Origin of the sequence: Tabrizicola sp., from assembly GCF_041919135.1 — a bacterium.
Classification (GTDB): domain Bacteria; phylum Pseudomonadota; class Alphaproteobacteria; order Rhodobacterales; family Rhodobacteraceae; genus Tabrizicola.
Map to the genome: position 1 here is coordinate 139,136 of NZ_JAYRUJ010000001.1, position 15,412 is coordinate 154,547.

The following is a 15,412-nucleotide window of genomic DNA, read 5'->3' on the forward strand; positions in this document are numbered from 1 at the left end:
TCATGCCCATCGGCCTCCGGAACCGCTCGTCGAGCACTTCGTGCACTCCTCGCGCGAAGGGCCGACGAGTGCACGAAGTGCTCGAGGAGGTTGCCCGAGGGTCAGGTGATCGAACTCGGCGCGCCACCCTCGAAGCGGTTGCCGTGGCGGTGGTCGCAGGGCGCCTCCTGCATCTGCAGGTGCAGGGCCGTGCCGGTATAGGGATGGGCGCGGGCGAGGTCCTCGTCGAAGTCGATGCCAAGGCCGGGAGCTTCGGGCGGCAGGATGTAGCCGTCCTCCCAGCGGATCGAATTGCGGATCAGCTTCTGGTGGAAGGTCCCGCCGGTCTCGATCGTCTCGGCGATCAGGAGATTGGGGATCGAGGCCGAGAGATGGATGTTCGCCGCCCATTCGACCGGCCCGGCGTAAAGGTGCGGCGCCATCTCGGCGTTGAAGATTTCGGCCATGGCGGCGATCTTCTTCGCCTCCCAGATGCCGCCGACCCGTCCGAGCGCGGGTTGCAGGATCTTGACCCCGCCCGCGCGGAGCAGCGTGCCGAACTCGGCCTTGGTGGTCAGCCGTTCGCCGGTGGCGAGGGGGATGCGGACGGATTTCGCGACCTCGGCGAATTCCAGCAGGTTGTCGGGGGGGATCGGCTCCTCGTACCACAGCGGATTCCAGGGCTCCAACTCGCGGCCCAGGCGGATCGCGCCCGGGGTGGTGAACTGGCCGTGGGTGCCGAAGAGGAGGTCGACGCGATCCCCCACCGCCTCGCGGATCGCCTTGCAGAAGGCGACGGAGCGGCTGATGTCGGACATCGCGGGCTCATGCCCGCCGCGGATCGTGTAGGGGCCGGCGGGGTCGAACTTCACCGCGGTGAAGCCGAGGTTCATGAAGCGGAGCGCGGCCTCGGCGGCGGCATCCGGGTCGACCCAGAATTCCGCGCTTTCGCGGCCGGGCTCGGGATAAAGGTAGGTGTAGCTGCGGATCCGGTCGTTCATCCGTCCGCCGAGCAGCGCCCAGACCGGCCGGTTCCGCGCCTTGCCGATGATGTCCCAGCAGGCGATCTCCAGCCCCGAGAAGGCCCCCATCACCGTGGGATCCGGGCGCTGGGTGAAGCCGGCGGAATAGGCGCGGCGGAACATCAGCTCGATGTTCTCCGGGTTCTCGCCCAGCATGTGACGCCCGAACACGTCCTCGATCACGGCAAGCATCGCCCTGGGACCGACGGTCGAGGCGTAGCATTCGCCATAGCCGGTGGTGCCGCAGTCGGTGGTGAGCTTCGGGAAGATCCAGTAGCGCCCGCCCCAGCCGGGGAAGGGTGGCGCCACGACGAAGATTTCCAGGTCTCTGAGCTTCATGCCGCCCCCCCTTTGGCATCGAAGCGGGGGGTTCACACCCCCGCATCCCCGTCGAGTATTTCTCCAAGAGGACGGGCGGGGTTGCGGATAAGCGACGCCAGAGTGACGCAAACCTACCTTGCGATGATCGCCTGGCGGATCCGGGCCAGTTCGCGGGCCAGCAGGCCGGGCATAGACAAGAAGGGCGAATGGCCCGAGGGCAGGCGGTGGCGGCACTCCGGCGGAAGGGCGGCGGCCATCTGGTCCTGCCATGCGGGCGGGATGGTCTGGTCCTGCGCGCAAGCGATGTAATGGCGCGGCAATCCGGGGGCGGCCCTGGGCCAGAGCGGGGTCTCCTGCGGGGTCACGGGCTGCGGGCAGAGGCGCGCGATGGCGGCGGCGGCGAGGTCGTCGGGGCAGTCCTGGTAAAAGGCGGCGCGGGCGAGGGTCGGGTCGATGGTGAAGCTGCCGCGGTCCGGGGCCATGCGGATCGCGGGCCGGAGCGGCTGTGACGGGCCCGCGCGGCGCATGTCGGCAAGGCTTTGCCCGGCCGCGGGCAGGTAGGCGCAGAGGTAGACGAGGCCGCGGAAGCGGGTCGGGTCCGCCTCGGCCGCGGCGGTGATCGCATAGCCGCCGGCGGAATGGCCGACGAGGATCGTCTCCGGCCCGGCCGCGGCGAGGATCGCGCCGGCGTAATCCTCCAGCGTGGTGGGCGCGCCGTCGCGGCCGGGCAGGTCGATGGCGCGGGCGGGAATCTCCAGCCGGGCAAGCTCGGCCAGCAGCGGCGCGAAGCACCAGGCGCCGTGGCAGGTGCCGTGGACGAGGAGGAGTTCAGACATGGCCGATCCGGGTCAGGAAGGCCCCGAGAGCCCCGGCGAAGGCCTGCGGCTGGGTCAGCATCGCCAGATGCGTGCCCTTGGGCAGAAGCTGGAACTGCGCCCCCGCGACCAGATCGGCCAGTTCGCGCTGCAGGTCGGGCGGCACCTTGCGGTCGTCGGCCCCGGCCAGCACCAGCGTCGGCAGGCGCAGGCTGGCGGTGGTCTGGTAGAGGTCGGCGCTGGCGGTGGCGGCGGCGAGGCCCTGCCGGCCCTCGGGCCGGGTCGCCTCCAGCATCGCGCGGACCTGCGCCAGCGCCGGCTGGTCGCGCCAGCGCGGGCCGAGGAGGCGGGCGCATTCGTCCTCCGGGTCGCCCGGACGCGGGACGAGGCGGGTGGCGGCTCCGGTCAGGACCATGGCGCGGACAAGGTCCAGCCGCTTGACCGCAAGGCCCTGGGCGATCAACCCGCCCTCGCCCGCGCCGACGACCACGGTCTCTTTCAGCGCGAAATGGCTGATCAGGCGCTCGACGTCGCGGATCAGCGTGCCCAGCGCATAGGGCGGCGGGGGCGCGTCCGAACGGCCGTGGCCGCGCAGCGACAGGCGCAGGATACGGTGGCGGGGAAGATGCGGCAGAAGCGCGTCCCAGAGCCGCAGGTCCATCCCCGCGCCATGGACCAGCACCAGCGGCGGGCCCTGGTCCGGGCCGGTCAGCCCGGCCTCAAGCCGCAGGTCCGAGAGCCAGACCAGCGTCATGCCGGGCTATCCAGCGCGGCGGCGAAGGTCGCGGGATCGACGTTGCCGCCCGAGGCGACGGCGATCACCGTCTCTGGCAGGCCGGGCCGGCAGAGGGCGGCGGCCAGGGCGACGGCCCCGCCCGGCTCCAGGACGATGCGCAGATGCGCGAAGGCCAGCGCCATGGCTTGCAGCGCCTCGGCGTCGGTCACGGAATATCCCGGCCCGGCAAGGCGTTGCAGGATCGGGAAGGTCAGCTCTCCCGGAGTGGGCGTCAGGATCGCATCGCAGATCGAGCCGGTGGCGAGGGGGTTCCTTTGCCGGCTGCCCGTGGCCAGCGAGCGCGCCGTGTCGTCAAAGCCCGAAGGCTCCACCGTATGGACGCAGAGGCCGCTGCCCTCCAGCGCCAGCGCCGTCCCGGCCGCGAGACCGCCGCCGCCGCAGGGGATCAGGACCGGGGCCTGCGCCACCCCGGCCTCGGCCGCCTGTTCCGCCAGTTCCAGCCCCACCGTCCCCTGCCCCGCGATGACCTGCGGGTCGTCGAAAGGCTTGACCAGCGTCAACCCGCGGCCCGAGGCCAGGGCGGCGCCGATCGCGTCGCGGTCCTCGGTCGCGCGGTCGTACAGCACCACCTCGGCCCCATAGGCGCGGGTGTTGGCGATCTTCACCGCGGGCGCGTCCGAAGGCATCACGATCACGCAAGGCGCGCCATGCCGGGCCGCCGCCAGCGCCACGCCCTGCGCGTGATTGCCCGAGGAATAGGCGATCACGCCCCGCGCCCGCGCGCCTTCGTCCAGCGCCGAGACCGCCGCCCAGCCGCCGCGCGCCTTGAAGCTGCCGGTCAGTTGCAGGCATTCCGCCTTGACCAGCACCCGCCGCCCCGCCAGCCGGTCGAGAAGCGGCGCGTTCAGAAGCGGCGTGCGGCGGACATGGCCCGCCATGCGCCCCGCAGCCGCGCGGATGAGATCGGGTGTCATGCAAGGTCCCCCAGGAAGCTGCGGATCAGGGCGACGGCCTCGGGCTCGTCCAGAAAGGGGATATGGGCGCGGCCGGGCACCTCGGCGAAGCCCATGTCGGGGCGGCGGGCGCGCATCCTTGCTACCGTCCCGGGCGTCAGGAGATCCGAGTTCGCGCCCCGGATCAGGGCCAGCGGCAGGCCCTGCAGCGCATCGAACAGCGGCCAGAGATCCACCGGCGGGCCGTCGAACCCCGCAAGGAAGGACTCGCGCAGGGCCGGGTCATAGGGGATGCGCAGGCCTTCCGGCGTCTCGACCGAATGCTTCCGCGCCTCCTCCAGCCAGCGCGACATCGGCACGCCCTGAAACCCCGGCGAGCGGGACAGGCGTTCGGCAAATCCCTGATGCGTCCGGCCCGCCGGATTGCGGCCGACATAGTCGAAGATCCTGACCAGCCCCTCGCGCGCGATCTCGGGGCCGACGTCGTTCAGGCAAAGGCCCAGAAGCCGGTCCCGCGCCGTCGCGCCCAGAACCATCCCGATCAGCCCCCCGCGCGAGGTGCCGAGGATCGCCGCCCGCTCCAGCCCCAGATGGTCAAGCAGCGACAGGACGTCGCGCGCCTCTTGCGCCAGGGTATAGCTGGCCGCCCCGGTCCAGTCGCTTTCCCCGCGCCCGCGCTGGTCCATGCGGATCAGGCGCAGGGGCGGCAGATGCGGCGTCAGATAGTCGAAATCGGCCATCGACCGGGTCAGCCCCGCCAGGCACAGAAGCGGCAGGCCCGCGCCTTCGTCGCGATAGGCCAGGCGGGCGCCGTCCCCGGCGCGGAAATGCAATGTCTCGCTCATGCGCCGAAGGTGGCACGGGGCGCGGGCAAGGGAAAGGGCCGTCCCGCGCGGCTTGTCGCCGGGGGGCGGGGCGGGTAAGGGGAAACGGCATCAACCGGATGGGGCGGGCGAATGTCGGACAGCTCGGTGGTCGAGGATCGGCCGAAGTCGAAACGGGTGGGCGCGCTCAGGGGCCTGGCGCCCTTCATGCGGCCCTATCGCCTCATGGTGGGCCTGGCGCTGGTGGCGCTGACCCTGACCGCCGGGATCAGCCTGGTCCTGCCCCTGGCCGTGCGCCGGGTGGTGGACGGGTTCAATACCGGGACGACGGCGCTTCTGGACAAGTATTTCGGGGCGGCGCTGGCGATTGCGGCCCTTCTCGCTTTGGGCACGGGGATGCGCTACTACCTCGTCACCCATCTGGGAGAGCGCGTGGTCGCCGACATCCGCCGTGCGCTCTTCGACCGCGTCCTCGGCATGTCGCCCGCCTTTTTCGAGCGCATCCTGACCGGCGAGGTCCTGAGCCGGATCACCACCGACACCACGCTGATCCTGTCGGTCATCGGCTCGTCGGTCTCGGTGGCGCTGCGCAATGTGCTGATGCTGGTCGGCGGGCTGGTGCTGCTGTTCCTGACCTCGCCCAAGCTGACCGGCCTTGTCCTGCTGGTGGTGCCGGGCATCGTGGTGCCGATCATCGTGCTGGGCCGCCGCCTGCGCCGCCTCTCGCGTGAGAACCAGGACTGGATCGCCTCCTCCTCCGGCTCGGCCTCCGAGGCGCTGTCCTCGGTCCAGACGGTGCAGGCCTTCACCCATGAGGGCCCGACCCGCGCCGACTTTGCCGAGGTGACCGAAAAGGCCTTCGATTCGGCCCGCGCCCGCATCCGCACCCGAGCGGTGATGACGGTCATCGTGATCTTCCTGGTCTTCGCCGGGATCGTCGGCGTCCTGTGGATCGGCGCGCGCGACGTGCGTTCGGACGTGATGAGCGTGGGCGAGCTGATCCAGTTCGTGATCTATGCGGTGCTGGTCGCGGGCGCGGTCGGCGCCCTGTCGGAGATCTGGGGCGAACTGCAGCGCGCCGCCGGGGCGACCGAGCGGCTGGTCGAGCTGCTGAATGCCGAGGATACGGTGCAGGACCCGGCCCGCCCCCTCGCCCTGCCCCGCCCGGTCCGGGGCGAGATCGCCTTCCAGGACGTGACCTTCCGCTATCCCGCCCGGCCCGAGACCAGCGCCCTGAACGGGGTCAGCCTGCATGTCCGCCCCGGCGAGACGGTGGCGCTCGTCGGCCCCTCGGGCGCCGGCAAGACCACGATCCTGCAGCTCCTGATGCGCTTCTATGACCCGCAATCGGGCCGGATCACGCTGGACGGCATCGCGCTGCCCGACCTGGCCCGCGCCGACTTCCGCCAGCACATCGCGCTGGTGCCGCAGGACCCGGTGATCTTCGCCACCTCGGCGCGCGAGAACATCCGTTTCGGCCGTCCCGACGCCAGTGACGCCGAGGTCGAGGCCGCCGCCAGGGCCGCCGCCGCGCATGACTTCCTGACCGCCTTGCCGCAGGGCTATGACAGCTATCTGGGCGAGCGCGGGGTGATGCTTTCCGGCGGGCAGAAACAGCGGGTGGCCATCGCCCGCGCCATCCTGCGCGACGCGCCGATCCTGCTGCTGGACGAGGCGACCAGCGCGCTGGACGCCGAAAGCGAACGTCTGGTGCAGGCCGCCGTCGAGAAGCTGGCCGAGGGGCGGACCACGCTGGTCGTGGCGCACCGCCTGGCCACGGTGAAACGCGCCGACCGGATCGTCGTCTTCGACCAGGGCCGGATCGTGGCGCAGGGCACGCATGACCAGCTGGTCGCCGAGGATGGGCTTTACGCCCGCCTCGCCCGGCTGCAGTTCACCGACGGCACGCTCTGACGTCGCGTCCCGGCCGCCCTGGCCGGGACAATCGGACTTCACAAACGCGCCGCCGCCGCCCATCCTGCTGCGAAGCCCGCGGCCACAGCGGGCGGTCACGGGAGGAAACGATGACCACATTCGCCACACTTGCGGACGTGAAGGCGATCGAGGCCGAGGCCCCCTGGGCCGACCGCGGCCAGGCGCGGACGATGTATGAGTACCTCACCCGCGCCCGGGACGCGCATGGCGACCGTCCGGCGATCAGCTACCAGCTGCTTTCGGGGCCGACGACGAAGAAGCTCACCCTCACCTGGGCCGAGTTGCACGCCCAGGTCACCCGGGCCGCCAACCTGTTCCGCAGCCTTGGCGTCGGCGAGAAGGACGTGGTCGCCTTCATACTGCCCAATGCGCTGGAAACCGCGATCACCCTGCTTGGCGGCGCGGTCGCGGGGATCGTCAACCCGATCAACCCGCTCTTGGAACCCGAGAAGATCAGCGCCATCCTGCGCGAGACCAATGCCAAGGTCGTCGTCACGCTGAAGGCCTTCCCCAAGACCGACGTTCCCCAGAAGGTCAGCGAGGCGGTGCAATTCGCCCCGAACGTGAAGACCGTGCTGGAGGTCGATCTGGTCCCCAGCCTCTCGGGCCTGAAGAAGGTGATCGTGCCCTGGATCCGGCCGAAGAACCCGGTCCAGCACAGCGCCAACATCCGCGACTTCCGCGCCGGGATGGCAAGGATGCCGGCCGACCGGCTGACCTTCGCCGACCCGCCCGAGGACCGCGTCGCCGCCTATTTCCACACCGGCGGCACCACCGGGATGCCCAAGGTCGCGCAGCACAAGGTCTCGGGCATGATCTACAACGGCTGGCTTGGCGCGACGCTGCTGTTCAAGCCGACCGATGTGGTCATGTGCCCGCTGCCCCTGTTCCACGTCTTCGCCTGCTACCCGATCCTGATGTCGGTGATCGGCTCGGGCGCGCATGTGGTGTTCCCGACCCCGCAGGGCTATCGCGGCGAGGGCGTGTTCGACAATCTCTGGAAGCTGATCGAACGCTATCGCGTGACCTATCTGATCACCGTCCCCACCGCCCTGGCCGCCCTGATGCAGCGCCCGGTGAACGCCGACATCTCCTCGCTCCGCAATGCCTTCTCCGGCTCTGCCCCGCTGCCGGTCGAGCTGTACAACCGTTTCGGGAAAGAGACCGGGGTCGAGATCATCGAAGGCTACGGCCTGACCGAGGCGACCTGCCTCGTCTCGGTCAACCCGCCCGAGGGGGTGAAGAAGATCGGCTCGGTCGGCCTGCCCTTTCCCTATACCCATGTCCGCATCCTGACCCGGAAAGCGGCGACCGACTACCGCGAATGCGCGGTGGACGAGGTGGGCGAGATCTGCATCTCGAACCCCGGTGTCTACGAGGGTTCGACCTATACCGAGGCCGACAAGAACCGCGAGCTGTTCGCGGAAGGCCGCTTCCTGCGCACCGGCGACCTCGGCCGGCTGGATGCGGATGGCTACCTCTTCATCACCGGCCGCGCCAAGGACCTGATCATCCGCGGCGGCCACAACATCGACCCGGCGATCATCGAGGAGGCGCTGATGGGCCATGAGGCGGTGGCCGTCGTCGGCGCGATCGGCCAGCCCGATGCCCATGCGGGCGAGTTGCCCTGCGCCTATGTCGAACTGGTCGCGGGCTCCACGGCCACGGTCGAGGATCTGATGGCCTATGCCGCCCAGCATATCCACGAACGCGCGGCCCTGCCCAAGCACCTGGAAATCCTGCCGGAACTGCCCAAGACCGCCGTGGGCAAGGTGTTCAAGCCCGACCTGCGCCGCCTTGCCATCACCCGCACCTACGACGCCGCGCTGGCCGAGGCCGGCCTTCCCGCCCGCGTCGCGGCCATGATCGAGGACCGCAAGCGCGGGCTGGTGGCGCAGATCGCCAGCCCGTCGCCGGTCGGGGATGCGGAAGTGCAGGCCATTCTGGGCCAGTTCAGCACCCCCTGGGAATGGGTGCCCCAGCCACGCGGCTGACCGGGGCGCGCCACAAAAATGACAGCAAGATTCATTTGCCTGAATCGCATCCGGGCGCGACAAGAGCCTTGGGGATATTTCGGGAAGTGGACGATGGGCCTGAACAATTTCATCACCGCCGCCGCCCTGGCGGTCATTGGCAGCGCCGCCGGCGCACAGGAATCCGAGGTGCTTTTCCAGCACAAGCACTGGCAGGTCTCGGTCGTCGCCTGGGAGGACGGCTCGGTCGGCTGCGTGGCCGAAGTGAACGCCCCCGGCGAGAGTTTCTCGCTCTGGACCTTCCCCGATGGCGGGGTGCAGCTGCAATTCTACTCGACCGCCTGGTCCTTCGGCGAGGGGGACACCGCCGATCTCGAGGTGCAGATCGACCGCCGCTCGGCCTGGAACCTGACCGGGGCCGAGCTGTACCAGAATTCGGTCCTGTTCACCCTGCCGGACGATCAGGCGGGGATCAATTTCATCGTCGAGGTCGCCCAGGGCCAGCGGCTTTACCTGCGCTCGGCCGACGGGTCGGATGTGCAGAACTATTCGCTGTCGGGGTCGCGCGCCTCGATCGACGCGCTGGTGCAATGCGGTGACGTGATCTCCAAGCAGACGCCCGGCAACCCGTTCAACTGATCAGCCCTGGTCGGTGTCCATCCAGATGGTCACCGGCCCGTCATTCACCAGGCTGACCGCCATGTCGGCCCCGAACCGGCCGTTGGCAACCGGAACGCCTTCCTTTTCAAGGCATTGACTGAAATGCAGGTACAGCCGTTCGCCCATTTCGGGCGGGGCGGCGGTGGAAAAGCCGGGCCGGTTGCCGCGCAAATCGGCGGCCAGGGTGAACTGGCTGACCACCAGGGCGCCGCCGCCGATGTCGCGGACCGACAGGTTCATCTTGCCCTGTTCGTCCTTGAAGACGCGCAGCTTGGCCACCTTGGCCGCCAGCTTCTCGGCCTCTGCCTCGCCATCCCCGGCCATGGCGCAGACCAGGATCAGGAAGCCCTTGCCGGTCTCGCCGACCAGCTCTCCATCGACATGGACCCGGGCCTCGGCGACCCGCTGCAGGACCGCCCTCACAGCTCGTTCTCCCAGGGCGGATTGGCCCCGGCGCGGCTGACCGTCACCGCCGCCGCCCGGATGCCCAGGTCAAGCGCGGCGGTCAACGTGGCGCGGTCCAGCCCCTCCACCCCTGCCTTGGTCAAGACCCCCGCCCGGTGCAGCGCGGCCAGCACCCCGGCATTGAACGTATCCCCGGCCCCGACCGTGTCGACCACCGTAACCTGCTGCGCTGCCACGAAAACATCCTGCCCCGCCGTCACCGCCCGCGCCCCTTTCGCGCCCTCGGTGATGAAGACGACCTTCGGCCCGCGGGCCAGGATTCCCCGCGCCAGCGTGGTGAGGTCGCCCTGCCCCTCCAGCCAGGACAGATCCTCGTCCGAGAGCTTGACGATGTCCGCCCGCGCCACCATCCGCCCGATCCTTGCGCGATACACGGCCTCATTCCCGGCGATGAAGCCGGGGCGGATGTTGGGGTCCAGCATGGTGACACGGCTGCCACATTCCCGCGCCTGCAGCGCCTCATAGGTGCTGGCGGCGGGGTCGTTCACCAGGCTGATCCCGCCAAGGAACAGGGTGGAGACCTGAGCCGGGAGCGTCGGCAACCGGTCGATCGACAGCATCCGCCCCGCCGTCGCCTCATCGTAGAAGGCATAGGTCGCCTGCCCGTTCACCAGCTTGACGAAGGCCACCGTCGTCGGCCGGTCCGAGCGGACGAGAAACCGGGTATCGACCCCGGATGCGGCCAGGGTATCCGCCAGGATCTCCCCCAGCATATCATTGGAAACGCCAGACAAAAACGCGGATGGCGCGCCAAGGCGCCCCAAGGCGATCGCCGTGTTGAACACCGCGCCACCGGCATGGGGGGCAAAGCAGGCCTCGCCTTGCGTCGAGGTCCGCGGCAGCATGTCGATCAGCGCCTCGCCACAGCTGAGAATCATCGTCGTCCCCTTGGGTTTCCCGACTGTTAGCGCAAACGGATCAGGTGGTGAAGAAGGGCTTCAGGTTGGCCCGGATCCGCTCCAGCGGAGTGGCGCCCGAGGCGTCGGGAACGAAGGCCCGGCCAGTGATCCTCTCGAAGGCGTCGATATAGACCCCGGCAGTTTTCTCGATCATTTCCAAGGGGATATCCGGGACCGGGTCCTTGTACGGATCGCAGCGCGCCACCACCCAGGAGCGGATGACGTCCTTGTCGAAGCTGGGCGGCCTGCTGCCGTTTTCGAAAGCGTTCTCATAGCCTTCCGCGATCCAGTAGCGGCTGGAGTCGGGGGTGTGGATTTCGTCCGCGAGCAGGATGTTGCCCTCGGCATCCGTGCCGAATTCATATTTCGTGTCGACCAGGATCAACCCGCGCTCCGCCGCCATCTTCTGGCCCCGCGCGAAGAGCGCCAGGGCCTTCTGGCTGACCTCGTCCCATTGCGATTTCGTCAACAGGCCGGTCGAGACGATCTCCTCGGCGGTCAGCGGCTCGTCATGGCCGCCGTCGAAGGCCTTGGACGTCGGCGTGATGATCGCCCGCGGCAGGGCCTGGTTCGGGCGCATGCCGTCGGGAAGGACATGGCCGTACATCTGGCGCAAGCCTTTGGAATATTGCGTCAAAATCGAGGTGGAGGTGGTGCCGGCCAGATAGCCGCGGACCACGATCTCGACCGGGAGGATGGTCAGCTTCCGGCCCAGGACCACGTTGGGGTCGGGATAGGAGATGACATGGTTCGCCGCGATGTCGGCGGTCGCGTCGAACCAGTGGCGGGCAAGCTGGGTCAGGACCTGACCCTTCCAGGGGATTACCGCAAGTATCTGATCGAACGCGGAAATCCGGTCGGAGGAAATGAGAAGCCGGGTCCCGTCGGGCAGGTCGTAGCAGTCGCGGACCTTGCCGAAATAGGGGTTCGGAAGCTCTGGAAACCGCGCATGCGGCAGGGTGCGCGAGAGGTCGATTGTCGGCATGGGCGGGCCCCCGTTTCGGTGCCTGCTTTTTGGGTCTTTGTCCCCTCGAGTCAAGCCGGGCAGTTCAGCGAGCCGCGCATTTCTCCGCTGTCGCCGGTCAACGTATTCTCGCGCAGCTTGCAGCCGGTCACGCGGGGAATCAGCGCGATCATCGTGGCACGGATCTGCTGATGCTCACCCCTTCGGGCATGGCCGAGGCGGATGACCTCGACCCGCTCTCCCTTCTGGAAAACCGTGTAATCGCGGCCGTTCAGGGTGACATCGGTGCGCTTGGCGCCAAGGAATTCGGGGGCCGGCGAAGCGCCGCAGGCGATGAGGAACAGGAGGGGGACGAGGGCTTTCATGGGGCCAGCGTGGCACAGGCTGGTTAACAGGGGGTTAAGCGTCTGGCCTCGGTCTGGCATCCGTCTGCCTTGCGTCCGGCAGGGCGGCGGCTTCGGCTCGCGTTAACTTTTCTGCGTCAGGCTGGGGCCAGCCAGGGAGTCGATGATGCCTGACCTTCGCAAACAGACGCCCCGGCAGCGGGCGCAGATGACCTATATGATGGATGTGATGCGGCGCCTGGAATGGGACCTGCACAACACCATCGAGGCGACGGGCCGCATCCCGGAGGAGTGGCACGAGATCGCGCAGAAGACTCCCCGGGCGGCCAAAGCGAAGGTGACGCTGCGGCTGGAGACGGATGTGGTGAAGTTCTTCAAGTCGATGGGGCCGGACTATGGGCCCCGGATCAACGACGTACTGCGCAGCTACATGCACGCCCGGCTGGCCGGGGTGATCCGGGGGGCGGAGACGCTGGACCATTACCGCAAGCGCGACGAGGCCTATGCCGGGCCGAAGCCGCAGTTCGGCGAGCTGGGCCCGGACTGGTCCGAGGCCGCCCGGCAGATCGGGCTGGAGCTGACGCCCGATGGCGTGGAGGCCGCGCGGGTTCGGATGCAGGAGACGATGCAGCGCCGCTTTGCCGAGGGCGGGGTGCCGGAGGGGGAGGCTCCGCTGCCCATCGTGCGATGAGGGGCGCGGGCTGAAGCCCGACCTACGGGAACATCCTCTGGTTCGGGCGGTTGGGCGGGCTGACGTTTGGAAAGGACCGACCGATGACCCGTCTGCTTGCCCTGTTTGCCCTGCTGGCCGTGACCGCCTGCGAAACCATCGAAGGCGCGGGCCAGGATATCGAGAATGCCGGCGAGGCGATCACCGAGGAATCCCAGGAAGCCCAGGCCGGGATGTGAGGCGCGGGCTGCTAAGCGCAGCGTTTCCACGCGGCCGAAGGTGCGCTGTAGCGCACCCTACGGGGGGCCCATGCGGATCGGCGCTGCCGTGGCGGAGGCGAGGATGGGGGATCGGCTGTTCCAGGCCGAGGTTGATTTTCGTACAGATGTGACATACCTTGCGTTTCTGGCATTTTGTACGAAAGCAGGCGGGCGATGATCGAAGTCACGGTGTCGGAGGCGCGGGAAAGGCTGGCCGACCTCCTGGGCAAGGTCCAGCACGGGGGCGAGGATGTCACGATCAAGAAACACGGGAAACCCGTGGCGGTGATGATCTCCCCCGAAGCGATGGAGTATTACGAGCGGCTGGAGAACGAGGAACTGGCCAGGCTGGGGGCGGAAGCCTATGCGGAATATCTGGCGGACCCGTCGAAGGCGATCAGCCATGAGCAGTTGTGGGCCGAGATCGAGGCTGATCCGAAGTCCGAATGACCCGCTACCGCATCGACTACACGCCACAGGCTGAAAAGCAGTTGCGCGCAATCCGCGACGCGCGGCTGTCGACCCCCATCAGACGCGCGATCGAGAAACTGGCTGTAAACCCCCGTCCACCGGGGTGCCTGAAGCTGGTTGGCGAGGTGAACCAGTGGCGAGTCCGGGTCGGCGACTGGCGCGTGGTCTATTTGATCGAGGACGGCCGGCTGGTGGTCCTGGTGGTGCGGGTCTCGCCGAGGGGTGGGGCCTATGGGTAGGATGCGCTACAGCGCACCTGACCGCGCGGCCGAAGGTGCGCTGTAGCGCACCCTACGGGTTACCCATCCATCTTCAGCGCCGAGATGAAGGCCTCCTGCGGGATCTCGACCTTGCCGAACTGGCGCATCCTCTTCTTGCCGGCCTTCTGCTTCTCCAGCAGCTTCTTCTTCCGGGTGGCGTCGCCGCCGTAGCACTTCGCCGTCACGTCCTTGCGCATGGCGGAGATCGTCTCGCGCGCGATCACCCGGCCGCCGATGGCCGCCTGGATCGGGATCTTGAACATGTGGCGCGGGATCAGGTCCTTCAGCTTTTCCACCATCGAACGCCCGCGGGCCTCGGCCCGGTCGCGGTGGACCATCATCGAGAGTGCATCGACGGGTTCGTCGTTCACCAGGATCGACATCTTGACCAGATTGTCCTCGCGGTATTCGCTGATCTGGTAGTCGAAGCTGGCGTAGCCCTTGGTCACCGATTTCAGGCGGTCGTAGAAGTCGAAGACCACTTCGGCCAAGGGCAGGTCGTATTCGACCATCGCCCTCGATCCCGCATAGGTGAGGTTCTGCTGGATGCCGCGGCGGTCCTGGCAGAGTTTCAGGATGTCGCCGAGGTAGTCGTCGGGGACCATGATCGTGGCCTTGATCCGCGGCTCCTCGATATGGTCGACGTAGGTCAGGTCGGGCATGTCGGCGGGGTTGTGCAGGTCGCGGACCTCGCCGTCCTTCATGTGCAGCTTGAAGACCACCGAGGGCGCGGTGGTGATCAGGTCGAGGTCGTATTCGCGCTCCAGCCGGTCGCGGACGACTTCAAGGTGGAGCAGGCCGAGGAAGCCCATGCGGAAGCCGAAGCCGAGGGCGGCGGAGGTCTCCATCTCGTAGGTGAAGCTCGCGTCGTTGAGGGCGAGTTTCTCGATGGCGTCGCGCAGGGCCTCGAAGTCGTTGGCGTCGACCGGGAAGAGGCCGCAGAAGACCACCGGGACCGAGGGTTTGAAGCCGGGCAGCGGCGCGTCGCAGGGTTTGCGCTCGTGGGTGATGGTGTCGCCGACGCGGGTGTCGCGGACCTGCTTGATCGATGCGGTGAAGACGCCGATCTCGCCCGGGCCAAGTTCGGCGATGTCCTGCATCTGCGGTTTCAGGACGGCGAGTTTGTCGATGCCGTAGAGCGCGCCGGTCTGCATCATGCGGATGCGGTCGCCCTTGCGCACGACGCCGTCGACGATGCGGATCATGACCACGACGCCGAGGTAGGGGTCGTACCAGCTGTCGACGAGCATGGCCTTGAGCGGGGCGGTGCGGTCGCCCTTGGGCGGCGGCAGGCGGTGGACGATGGCCTCCAGCACGTCGGGGATGCCGAGGCCGGTCTTGGCGCTGATCGGGACGGCGTTGGAGGCGTCGAGGCCGATCACGTCCTCGATGTTCTGCTTCACCCGTTCGGGTTCGGCGGCGGGGAGGTCGATCTTGTTCAGGACCGGGACGATCTCATGCCCCGCGTCCAGCGCCTGGTAGACATTGGCCAGCGTCTGCGCCTCGACCCCTTGGCTGGCGTCGACCACGAGGAGCGAGCCCTCGACCGCACGCATCGAGCGGGAGACCTCATAGGCGAAATCGACGTGGCCGGGGGTGTCGATCAGGTTGAGGATATAGGTCCTGCCGTCCTTGGCCGGATATTCGATCCGGACGGTGTTGGCCTTGATCGTGATGCCGCGCTCGCGCTCGATATCCATCGAGTCGAGGAGTTGCGCCTTCATGTCCCTCTCGGCGACCGTGCCCGTCATCTGGATCAGCCGGTCGGCGAGCGTGGATTTGCCGTGGTCGATATGGGCCACGATGGAGAAATTGCGGATGCGGTCAAGGTCGATCATGGCCTCGGCATATAGCCGAGGGA

General features: G+C 68.3%; 17 protein-coding genes. 7 read left to right on the forward strand and 10 right to left on the reverse strand.

Features of this window, described 5'->3' with window-relative positions; genetic code table 11:
- Positions 1 to 101: 101 nt before the first annotated feature.
- The 5 genes from ACE3UA_RS00685 to ACE3UA_RS00705 all read right to left on the reverse strand — a co-directional run bounded on the left by ACE3UA_RS00685 (position 102) and on the right by ACE3UA_RS00705 (position 4,671).
- On the reverse strand, positions 102 to 1,340 hold the full coding sequence (locus tag ACE3UA_RS00685) for a mandelate racemase/muconate lactonizing enzyme family protein (protein ID WP_374641467.1): 1,239 nt from the start codon (positions 1,338 to 1,340) through the stop codon (positions 102 to 104).
- Positions 1,341 to 1,453: 113 nt separating this feature from the next.
- Positions 1,454 to 2,158, reverse strand: coding sequence for an alpha/beta fold hydrolase (locus ACE3UA_RS00690; RefSeq protein ID WP_374641469.1), 705 nt, complete (start codon positions 2,156 to 2,158; stop codon positions 1,454 to 1,456).
- On the reverse strand, positions 2,151 to 2,891 hold the full coding sequence (locus ACE3UA_RS00695) for an alpha/beta fold hydrolase (RefSeq protein WP_374641471.1): 741 nt from the start codon (positions 2,889 to 2,891) through the stop codon (positions 2,151 to 2,153). The genes ACE3UA_RS00690 and ACE3UA_RS00695 overlap by 8 nt, the downstream gene beginning before the upstream one ends.
- Positions 2,888 to 3,847, reverse strand: coding sequence for a threonine/serine dehydratase (locus ACE3UA_RS00700; RefSeq protein ID WP_374641473.1), 960 nt, complete (start codon positions 3,845 to 3,847; stop codon positions 2,888 to 2,890). The genes ACE3UA_RS00695 and ACE3UA_RS00700 overlap by 4 nt, the downstream gene beginning before the upstream one ends.
- Positions 3,844 to 4,671 carry an alpha/beta fold hydrolase gene (locus ACE3UA_RS00705; protein ID WP_374641475.1) on the reverse strand — a complete coding sequence of 276 codons (828 nt, stop codon included), beginning with the start codon at positions 4,669 to 4,671 and terminating at the stop codon, positions 3,844 to 3,846. Before ACE3UA_RS00705 ends, ACE3UA_RS00700 begins: the two co-directional genes overlap by 4 nt.
- A gap of 111 nt (positions 4,672 to 4,782) precedes the next feature.
- Between ACE3UA_RS00705 and ACE3UA_RS00710 the strand changes: the two genes are divergently transcribed.
- From ACE3UA_RS00710 to ACE3UA_RS00720, 3 genes are all read left to right on the forward strand, one after another.
- A complete protein-coding gene (locus ACE3UA_RS00710; protein ID WP_374641477.1) occupies positions 4,783 to 6,564 on the forward strand; it encodes an ABC transporter transmembrane domain-containing protein in 1,782 nt (593 codons plus the stop codon).
- A 110-nt stretch (positions 6,565 to 6,674) separates the two neighbouring features.
- A complete protein-coding gene (locus tag ACE3UA_RS00715) occupies positions 6,675 to 8,579 on the forward strand; it encodes an acyl-CoA synthetase (RefSeq protein WP_374641479.1) in 1,905 nt (634 codons plus the stop codon).
- 93 nt (positions 8,580 to 8,672) lie between these two features.
- Positions 8,673 to 9,197: a hypothetical protein gene (locus ACE3UA_RS00720; protein WP_374641481.1), complete on the forward strand. Its 525-nt coding sequence runs from the start codon at positions 8,673 to 8,675 to the stop codon at positions 9,195 to 9,197.
- On the opposite strand, the gene dtd is transcribed toward ACE3UA_RS00720, so the two are convergent.
- From dtd to ACE3UA_RS00740, 4 genes are read right to left on the reverse strand one after another with little or no spacing between them, the layout of a single operon-like run.
- Entirely contained in the window at positions 9,198 to 9,641 is a 444-nt protein-coding gene (dtd, locus tag ACE3UA_RS00725; RefSeq protein ID WP_374641483.1) for a D-aminoacyl-tRNA deacylase, read from the reverse strand.
- Positions 9,638 to 10,561, reverse strand: coding sequence for a carbohydrate kinase (locus tag ACE3UA_RS00730; RefSeq protein WP_374641485.1), 924 nt, complete (start codon positions 10,559 to 10,561; stop codon positions 9,638 to 9,640). Before ACE3UA_RS00730 ends, dtd begins: the two co-directional genes overlap by 4 nt.
- Positions 10,562 to 10,601: 40 nt before the next feature.
- On the reverse strand, positions 10,602 to 11,567 hold the full coding sequence (locus ACE3UA_RS00735; protein ID WP_374641487.1) for a phosphoribosylaminoimidazolesuccinocarboxamide synthase: 966 nt from the start codon (positions 11,565 to 11,567) through the stop codon (positions 10,602 to 10,604).
- Positions 11,568 to 11,617: 50 nt separating this feature from the next.
- On the reverse strand, positions 11,618 to 11,911 hold the full coding sequence (locus tag ACE3UA_RS00740; protein WP_374641489.1) for a hypothetical protein: 294 nt from the start codon (positions 11,909 to 11,911) through the stop codon (positions 11,618 to 11,620).
- A 145-nt stretch (positions 11,912 to 12,056) separates the two neighbouring features.
- On the opposite strand from ACE3UA_RS00740, the gene ACE3UA_RS00745 reads away from it, so the two are divergent.
- The 4 genes from ACE3UA_RS00745 to ACE3UA_RS00760 all read left to right on the forward strand — a co-directional run bounded on the left by ACE3UA_RS00745 (position 12,057) and on the right by ACE3UA_RS00760 (position 13,530).
- On the forward strand, positions 12,057 to 12,581 hold the full coding sequence (locus ACE3UA_RS00745) for a BrnA antitoxin family protein (RefSeq protein ID WP_374641491.1): 525 nt from the start codon (positions 12,057 to 12,059) through the stop codon (positions 12,579 to 12,581).
- A gap of 83 nt (positions 12,582 to 12,664) precedes the next feature.
- The gene (locus ACE3UA_RS00750; protein WP_374641493.1) at positions 12,665 to 12,799 is read left to right on the forward strand and encodes an entericidin A/B family lipoprotein; all 135 of its coding nucleotides are present in this window, start codon (positions 12,665 to 12,667) and stop codon (positions 12,797 to 12,799) included.
- A 195-nt stretch (positions 12,800 to 12,994) separates the two neighbouring features.
- Complete coding sequence (locus ACE3UA_RS00755) at positions 12,995 to 13,270, forward strand: type II toxin-antitoxin system Phd/YefM family antitoxin (RefSeq protein ID WP_374641495.1); 276 nt, start codon at positions 12,995 to 12,997, stop codon at positions 13,268 to 13,270.
- Positions 13,267 to 13,530, forward strand: coding sequence for a type II toxin-antitoxin system RelE/ParE family toxin (locus ACE3UA_RS00760; RefSeq protein WP_374641497.1), 264 nt, complete (start codon positions 13,267 to 13,269; stop codon positions 13,528 to 13,530). Before ACE3UA_RS00755 ends, ACE3UA_RS00760 begins: the two co-directional genes overlap by 4 nt.
- A 59-nt stretch (positions 13,531 to 13,589) precedes the next feature.
- Here the strand turns inward: ACE3UA_RS00760 and lepA are convergent, their stop codons facing one another.
- Positions 13,590 to 15,389, reverse strand: a complete 1,800-nt coding sequence (lepA, locus tag ACE3UA_RS00765; protein WP_374641500.1) for a translation elongation factor 4 — start codon at positions 15,387 to 15,389, stop codon at positions 13,590 to 13,592.
- Positions 15,390 to 15,412 lie beyond the last annotated feature (23 nt).

Bases quoted from the DNA above. Each gene is read 5' to 3' on its own strand.
- ACE3UA_RS00685 (WP_374641467.1), bottom strand. From the start codon at position 1,340: ATGAAGCTCAGAGACCTGGAAATCTTCGTCGTGGCGCCACCCTTCCCC.
- ACE3UA_RS00690 (WP_374641469.1), bottom strand. From the start codon at position 2,158: ATGTCTGAACTCCTCCTCGTCCACGGCACCTGCCACGGCGCCTGGTGC.
- ACE3UA_RS00695 (WP_374641471.1), bottom strand. From the start codon at position 2,891: ATGACGCTGGTCTGGCTCTCGGACCTGCGGCTTGAGGCCGGGCTGACC.
- ACE3UA_RS00700 (WP_374641473.1), bottom strand. From the start codon at position 3,847: ATGACACCCGATCTCATCCGCGCGGCTGCGGGGCGCATGGCGGGCCAT.
- ACE3UA_RS00705 (WP_374641475.1), bottom strand. From the start codon at position 4,671: ATGAGCGAGACATTGCATTTCCGCGCCGGGGACGGCGCCCGCCTGGCC.
- ACE3UA_RS00710 (WP_374641477.1), top strand. From the start codon at position 4,783: ATGTCGGACAGCTCGGTGGTCGAGGATCGGCCGAAGTCGAAACGGGTG.
- ACE3UA_RS00715 (WP_374641479.1), top strand. From the start codon at position 6,675: ATGACCACATTCGCCACACTTGCGGACGTGAAGGCGATCGAGGCCGAG.
- ACE3UA_RS00720 (WP_374641481.1), top strand. From the start codon at position 8,673: ATGGGCCTGAACAATTTCATCACCGCCGCCGCCCTGGCGGTCATTGGC.
- ACE3UA_RS00730 (WP_374641485.1), bottom strand. From the start codon at position 10,561: ATGATTCTCAGCTGTGGCGAGGCGCTGATCGACATGCTGCCGCGGACC.
- ACE3UA_RS00735 (WP_374641487.1), bottom strand. From the start codon at position 11,567: ATGCCGACAATCGACCTCTCGCGCACCCTGCCGCATGCGCGGTTTCCA.
- ACE3UA_RS00740 (WP_374641489.1), bottom strand. From the start codon at position 11,911: ATGAAAGCCCTCGTCCCCCTCCTGTTCCTCATCGCCTGCGGCGCTTCG.
- ACE3UA_RS00745 (WP_374641491.1), top strand. From the start codon at position 12,057: ATGCCTGACCTTCGCAAACAGACGCCCCGGCAGCGGGCGCAGATGACC.
- ACE3UA_RS00750 (WP_374641493.1), top strand. From the start codon at position 12,665: ATGACCCGTCTGCTTGCCCTGTTTGCCCTGCTGGCCGTGACCGCCTGC.
- ACE3UA_RS00755 (WP_374641495.1), top strand. From the start codon at position 12,995: ATGATCGAAGTCACGGTGTCGGAGGCGCGGGAAAGGCTGGCCGACCTC.
- ACE3UA_RS00760 (WP_374641497.1), top strand. From the start codon at position 13,267: ATGACCCGCTACCGCATCGACTACACGCCACAGGCTGAAAAGCAGTTG.
- lepA (WP_374641500.1), bottom strand. From the start codon at position 15,389: ATGATCGACCTTGACCGCATCCGCAATTTCTCCATCGTGGCCCATATC.